The 6,888-nt window shown below is 69.8% G+C and carries 7 protein-coding genes; all 7 read left to right on the forward strand.

The annotated features are described in order from the left end of the window. The first annotated feature begins 65 nt into the window (after window positions 1-65). Window positions 66-575, forward strand: coding sequence for a hypothetical protein (locus MZTS_RS06985; RefSeq protein ID WP_192282802.1), 510 nt, complete (start codon window positions 66-68; stop codon window positions 573-575). A gap of 18 nt (window positions 576-593) precedes the next feature. Further along, on the forward strand, window positions 594-1,796 hold the full coding sequence (locus tag MZTS_RS06990; protein ID WP_192282804.1) for a phosphoglycerate kinase: 1,203 nt from the start codon (window positions 594-596) through the stop codon (window positions 1,794-1,796). 157 nt (window positions 1,797-1,953) lie between these two features. Beyond that, on the forward strand, window positions 1,954-3,021 hold the full coding sequence (gene fba, locus MZTS_RS06995; RefSeq protein WP_192282806.1) for a class II fructose-bisphosphate aldolase: 1,068 nt from the start codon (window positions 1,954-1,956) through the stop codon (window positions 3,019-3,021). Between the two features lie 14 nt (window positions 3,022-3,035). Further along, on the forward strand, window positions 3,036-3,704 hold the full coding sequence (locus tag MZTS_RS07000; RefSeq protein WP_192282808.1) for a thiamine phosphate synthase: 669 nt from the start codon (window positions 3,036-3,038) through the stop codon (window positions 3,702-3,704). Between the two features lie 38 nt (window positions 3,705-3,742). Continuing rightward, window positions 3,743-4,789: a tetratricopeptide repeat protein gene (locus tag MZTS_RS07005; RefSeq protein ID WP_378738823.1), complete on the forward strand. Its 1,047-nt coding sequence runs from the start codon at window positions 3,743-3,745 to the stop codon at window positions 4,787-4,789. Between the two features lie 76 nt (window positions 4,790-4,865). Continuing rightward, window positions 4,866-6,269 carry an amino acid permease gene (locus MZTS_RS07010; protein WP_192282812.1) on the forward strand — a complete coding sequence of 468 codons (1,404 nt, stop codon included), beginning with the start codon at window positions 4,866-4,868 and terminating at the stop codon, window positions 6,267-6,269. A gap of 185 nt (window positions 6,270-6,454) precedes the next feature. Then, window positions 6,455-6,682 (forward strand): hypothetical protein, encoded by a 228-nt coding sequence (locus MZTS_RS07015; protein ID WP_192282815.1) that lies wholly within the window; start codon window positions 6,455-6,457, stop codon window positions 6,680-6,682. The last annotated feature ends 206 nt before the right edge of the window (window positions 6,683-6,888 follow it).

Consider the following 6,888-nt stretch of genomic DNA (forward strand, 5'->3'; position numbering starts at 1 on the left):
AGTCTCCGAAAAGCCTTCGAGATCCCAGGCGAGGCCTCCTCGCCGAAGCCAAGGTGCGATACGCGATGACCGAAGCCTCGCCGACCAAGCCTTCCGGGACCGAGTTCATTCCCGCCACTCCGGCTCCCACGCCGCCTTCCGCCGCGAAGCCGGCCGTCGCCCCGCCGCAGCCGAGCGTCGGCCGTGCCGAGTTGCCGCCCTCCGGTCCGGTGAACCACGCCGACCAGCTCGCCCGCATCGAGGACAAGACGGCGCGCATCGAGGACAAATACGCCCGCTCCGAGGCCCTGCTCTCGCGGGTCGAGGAGAAGGTCGAGGCCGCCTCCACCCGCATGAACGAGGCCGCCCGCCAAGCCGATCTCTCCTCCCTGCGCAGCGAGGTGCGCGGCCTGTCCGACCGGGTCAGCCGCCTGCCCGGCACGGGAGCCCTGGTGCTCACCGCCCTGATCACCGCCGTGCTCACGGTCGCCCTGATGGTCGCGGTGCAGCGGCTGAACCTCGACCGGATGCTGCCGCACAGCGTCGGCGGCCAGACCCAGACCACGCCTTCGACGCCTCCGGCCTCCAACCCCTAAGAAGAACCAGAAGCGCCCATGACGGATTTCCGCACCCTCGACGATGCCGGCCCGCTCGCGGGCAAGCGCGTATTGCTGCGCGTCGATCTCAACGTGCCGATGGAGGGGGGGCGTGTCACCGATGCGACCCGCATCGAGCGCGTGGTGCCGACGATCCGCGAGATCGCCGATCAGGGCGGCCGGGTGATCCTGCTGGCGCATTTCGGCCGGCCGAAGGGCAAGCCCGACCCGAAGGATTCGCTGAAGCCGATCCTGCCGACGCTGTCGGAGAAGCTGGGGCGGCCCGTCGCCTTCGGTGAGGATTGCGTCGGCGAGGCCGCCGCCTCCGCCGTCGCGGCGCTGAAGGACGGCGAGGTGCTGCTCCTCGAAAACACCCGCTACCACGCGGGCGAGGAGAAGAATTCTTCCGAGTTCGCGCAAGCGCTCGCCGCCAACGGCGACCTCTACGTCAACGAAGCCTTCTCCGCCGCCCACCGGGCGCACGCCTCGACCGAGGGCCTCGCCCGCCTGCTGCCGGCCTTTGCCGGACGCCTGATGCAGGCGGAACTCGATGCCCTGACCAAGGGGCTCGAGAACCCGGCCCGGCCGGTGATCGCCATCGTCGGCGGCGCCAAGGTCTCGACCAAGATCGACCTCCTCGAAAACCTCGTCGCCAAGGTCGACATGCTGGTGATCGGCGGCGGCATGGCCAACACCTTCCTGCACGCGCAAGGCAAGGATGTCGGCAAGTCGCTGTGCGAGAAGGATCTGGCCGAGACCGCGACCCGGATCCTGGCCGCGGCCAAGGAGAAGAACTGCACCATCATCCTGCCGGTCGATGCCCTGGTCGCCCGCGAGTTCAAGGCGAATGCCGAGAACGAGACCGTGACCGTCGAGGCGGTGCCCTCCGACGCCATGATCCTCGATGTCGGCGCCGCCTCGATCGCGACGATCGACGGGGCCATCGACGAGGCCCGTACCCTGGTGTGGAACGGACCGCTCGGCGCCTTCGAGCTGACCCCCTTCGACACCGGCACGGTGGCGGTGGCGCAGCACGCGGCCCGGCGCACCAAGGCCGGCCAGCTCGTCAGCGTGGCCGGTGGCGGCGACACGGTGGCGGCCCTCAACCATGCGGGCGTGGCCGACGACTTCTCCTACGTTTCCACCGCCGGCGGCGCCTTCCTCGAATGGCTCGAGGGCAAGGAGCTGCCCGGCGTCGAGGCGCTGCGCGCCAAGGGCTGACGCATGATCGACCCTTCCCCTGCGGGGGAGGGCGAACGGCGTGGCTCACGCCTGAGTTTTTCAAGCCGCGGCACGGTCTCGCGCCGCAGCGGCACCTATATTGGCCTCAGCGCGGGACGGGCCCGGCTCAGGCCGCATCGGACGAGGACAGGAACCCATGGCACGCATCACCCTCCGGCAGCTCCTCGACCACGCCGCCGAGTACGGCTACGGCGTGCCCGCGTTCAACCTGAACAACATGGAGCAGGGCCTCGCCATCATGGCGGCGGCCGATGCTACCGATTCGCCGGTCATCCTCCAGGCGAGCCGCGGTGCCCGCGCCTATGCCAACGACGTGGTGCTGGCCAAGCTGATCGACGGCCTCGTCGAGATCTACCCGCATATCCCGGTGTGCATGCATCTCGACCACGGCAACAACGAAGCCACCTGCGCCACGGCGATCCAGTACGGCTTCACCTCGGTGATGATGGACGGTTCGCTGAAGGCCGACGGCAAGACCCCGGCCGATTACAGCTACAACGTCGAGATCACCCGCAACGTCACCAAGATGGCCCATTGGGCCGGTGTCTCGGTGGAGGGTGAGCTTGGCGTGCTCGGTTCGCTCGAGAGCGGCCAGGGCGAGGCCGAGGACGGCCATGGCGCCGAGGGTGTCCTCTCCCACGACCAACTCCTGACCGACCCGGACGAGGCGGTGAAGTTCGTGCGCGAGACCAAGGTCGACGCGCTGGCGGTGGCCATGGGCACCAGCCACGGCGCCTACAAGTTCACCAAGAAGCCCGATGGCGAGGTGCTCGCCATGAACGTGATCGAGGAGATCCACCGCCGCCTGCCGACGACCCACCTCGTCATGCACGGCTCCTCCTCGGTGCCGCAGGACCTTCAGGACATCATCAACCGGTATGGCGGCCAGATGAAGCCGACCTGGGGCGTGCCGGTCGAGGAGATCCAGCGCGGCATCAAGCACGGCGTGCGCAAGATCAACATCGACACCGACAACCGCATGGCGATGACCGGCCAGATCCGGAAGGTGCTCAGCGAGAGCCCGGCCGAGTTCGACCCGCGCAAGTATCTCAAGCCCGCCATGGAGGCGATGACCAAGCTGTGCAAGCAGCGCTTCGAGGAGTTCGGCACCGCCGGCAACGGTTCCAAGATCCGCCCGATCTCGGTGGCGGAGATGGCCAAGCGCTATGCCAGCGGCGCGCTCGACCCGAAGATCGACGCCTGAGGCGACGCGCAGCCATGGCCGAGACAGAATCGGCGGCGCCACGGCCCCGCCTCGCCCTTCTTTCTCCCTACGGTGTCGGCGGAGACGAGGCCGACGCGGTGGCGCAGGCGCTCGATGCGGCCTGCGCTGCGGGCGACGTGGCGGCGGTGATCCTGCGGCTCGCCACGGCCGACGAGCGCAGCCTCGTCGGCTTGGTCAAGCGGCTGGCCCCTCCGGCCCAGGAGCGCGGCGCGGCGGTCCTCGTCTCCGTACCGGGCTTTACCGGAGACCTCGTCTCCGTCGCCGCCCGGGGCGGGGCGGACGGAGTCCATCTCGACCGGGCGGACGAGGCCACCTTGCGCGATCTGCGCGGGCGCCTGCGCGACGGGCGCATCCTCGGGGCAGGCGGTGTGCTCGGCTCGCGGGATGCGGCGATGGTCGCGGGGGAGACCGGCGTCGATTACCTGATGTTCGGCGGTCTCTTCCCCGACGGCGCCGCGCCGGACGCCGGAGACGTGCGCGAGCGCGCGGCGTGGTGGGCGGACATCTTCGAGACGCCCTGCATCGCCGTGGCGGCATCGGCTGACGAGGTCGGGCCCCTCGCCGCGACGGGCGCCGAATTCATCGGGCTCGAAAGCGGCCTATGGCTCTCCGGCCCCGATGGGGTGCGGGCGGCCCAGGCGCAGCTCGATACGATCCGATGACGGCGCCTGTTGGTGGCGCGTGGGCGAAGCCGTGCTCCTTGGCGGAGCGCGCATCCCTCGGCGCGTTGAGCGTCCTGGTCCTTCTCGTCGCGAGCACCGCGTCGCTGCGCGCCGCCCCGAAGGCTCCCGCGCTCACCGCTCCCGCCGCGCCCGCATCATCCAAGCCGGAGCGCCTCGACCTCACGCGCGAACTGCCCTCGCCCTATTCGGCCAAGGCCGATGCGGGCCGGCCTGCGGTCGACGGTCCGAACGCCGACGCGGCCTATGGGGCCTATCAGCGCGGGCGTTACGTCACCGCCTTCCGCGAGGCGACCAAGCGCATCGAGGCGAATCCGAAGGACGCCGCGGCGATGACGCTGCTCGGGGAGCTCTACAACCAGGGCCTCGGCGTCAAGCAGGATCCGAAGCGCGCCCTCGAATGGTATCGGCTCGCGGCGGCGCAGAACGATGCCCATGCCATGGCCTCCCTTGGGCTGATGGCGATGGATGGGCGCGGCCAGCCCAAGGACGAGAAGGCCGGTCGGTCCTGGCTCGAACAGGCGGCGCGCAAGGGCGAGCCGACCGCCAGCTACAATCTCGGTCTGATGCAGCTCGCCACCGGCAAGCCGGAGGATCTGACGGCGGCGGTCGCGAATTTCCGGAAGGGGGCGGAGGCCGAGATTCCCGCCGCGCAATACGCGCTCGGCGTGCTCTATCTCCAGGGCAAGGGCGTCGCGCGGGACACGACCCAGGCCGCGCAATGGTTCCGCCGCGCCGCCGATAACGGCGATCTCGGCGCCGAGGTCGAGTTCGCGATCCGGCTGTTCAACGGCGACGGCGTACCCAAGGACGAAGCCCGCGCCGCCCGCTACTTCCTGCACGCGGCCCAGCGCGGCAACGCCATCGCCCAGAACCGCATCGCCAAGCTCTACGTCGCCGGCCGGGGCGTGCCCAAGAACCTCGTCGAGGCGGCGGGCTGGAATCTCGCCGCTGCGGCGCAGGGCCGCTCGGACGAATCGCTCGATCAGGCCACGGCCGGGCTCAAGCCGGAGGAGCGCAAGCGCGCCGAGGCCCTCGCGGCGGAGCGGGCGAGCCTATCCCAGTAGCGGCCCTCCCCATCACTCCAGGACGTGACTGTCGCCGCGCGGCAGGCTTTCGTACAACGGTGTGCCAGGAGCCCGGATGACCGCCAGCCTTCTTCGCCGCAAACCCCTGCACGTGGAGAGCGGCGGAGAGCGGCGGCTGGCCCGGACCCTCGGCTGGCCGCATCTCGTCGCCTTGGGCGTCGGCGCCATCGTCGGCACCGGCATCCTGACGCTCATCGGTGTCGGAGCCGGCAAGGCCGGACCGGCCGTCATCCTGTCCTTCGCCATCGCCGGCACGATCTGCGCCTGCGCGGCGCTGGCCTATGCGGAGATGGCGACCGCGATCCCGGTTTCGGGCAGCGCCTATACCTACAGCTACGTCGTGCTCGGCGAGCTTCCGGCCTGGATCGTCGGCTGGAGCCTGATCCTCGAATATTCCCTGGTGGTGAGCGCGGTGGCGGTCGGCTGGTCCGGCTACGCGGCGCCTCTGCTGGCGCGTTGGCTCGGTGTGCCGATGGCGCTGATGCAGGGGCCGGAGGCGGGCGGAATCGTCAACCTTCCGGCGATCGGCATCATCGTCGTGGTGGCCGGGCTGCTGCTGCGCGGCACGCGGGAGAGCGCCACGCTCAACGCCGTCCTGGTGCTGGTGAAGATCGCGGCGCTGATCGTGTTCGTGGCCTGTGCCCTGCCGGCCTTCGAGGCGGCCCATCTCGAACCGTTCAGCCCGTTCGGCTTCTCCAAGAGCGTGCAGGCCGATGGGGTCGAGCGCGGCATCATGGCGGCGGCGGCCATCATCTTCTTCGCCTTCTACGGGTTCGACGCCATCGCCACCGCCGCCGAGGAGACGCGCAATCCCGGGCGCGACCTGACCATTGGCATCGTCGGATCGATGCTCGCCTGCGTCCTGATCTATGTCGCGGTGGCGGTCGCCGCGGTGGGCGCCGTGGCCTATACCCGGTTCGCGGACAGCCCCGAGCCCCTGGCGCTGATCCTGCGCGAACTCGGCCGGCCGCGCGTCGCGCACTATCTCGCGGCTTCGGCCGTGATCGCCCTGCCCACGGTGATCCTCGCCTTCTTCTATGGACAGAGCCGCATCTTCTTCACCATGGCCCGCGACGGCATGTTGCCGGAGCGGCTGGCCAGGGTGTCGTCTCGGGGCACGCCGGTCCGGATCACGCTGTTCACCGCGGCCATCGTCGTCGTGCTCGCCGGGTTCATTCCCTTGAGCCAGCTCGCCGCCCTGGCGAATGCGGGGACGCTGGCCGCCTTCATCGCCGTCGCGGCCTGCATGCTGGTGATGCGGGCCCGCGCCCCGGACGCCCCCCGCACGTTCCGCGCCCCGGCCCCGTGGGTGATCGGCCCGGTCACGATCCTGGGCTGCGGCTACCTGTTCTTCAGCCTGCCGTCGCAGACCCAGTTCTGGTTCGTCATCTGGAACGCCCTCGGGGTGGCGTTCTACCTCCTCTATGGCCGGAGGCGCGCCGGCATCGCCGACGTTTGAAGCGCGCTCCGCGGCATGAGGCGGAGTCCGGTCGCGCCCATCGCGCGCCGCTGCGGGCGCTTCGCGGCAGCCCTTGGCGATGAAGCGATGAGGCAAGCCCCTTCTATTGCAAGCCTCTGCTATTGAATGCGGTGAGGGCGATGACAATCTTCTTTCGAGTGTCGGCTACTCGAAAGATTTCAACCATGAGCATACGGATTGCCTTGGCCATCCTCGCCGTAACGGCCGCGAGCCCTGCCCTGGCACAGGGTTTCGATGCGGGGCCGCAAGCGCGGGCACCGGCTCCGACCCTTCAGGGGCAGAAGGCCTGGGGTTTCCTCACATCACCGCCCGTCCAGAACACCCGCGACCTCATCGTCACGGACTCGATATCGGTGCGGGCGCGCGAAACCGGCCAGCGTCCGGCGAAGTAGCGCTTTCGCATTTGCCCCGATTTCCGGCCCGGAACCGAGCCGAACGCGCATGCGAGGGAGGGCGGCGGCCGCCCCTCGGAAAGGCAATCGGGCGCGGCCGATGTCGGTGGATCAGGTCCCGCCTTCCAGATCCCGCAGCACCGCCGGGATCAGTTCCGGGATGTCCTCGGCGATCAGCCCGGGCCCGAAGCGCAGCCCGGCATCGC

The sequence above is a fragment of the Methylorubrum zatmanii genome (assembly GCF_014845115.1).
Lineage (GTDB): Bacteria > Pseudomonadota > Alphaproteobacteria > Rhizobiales > Beijerinckiaceae > Methylobacterium > Methylobacterium zatmanii.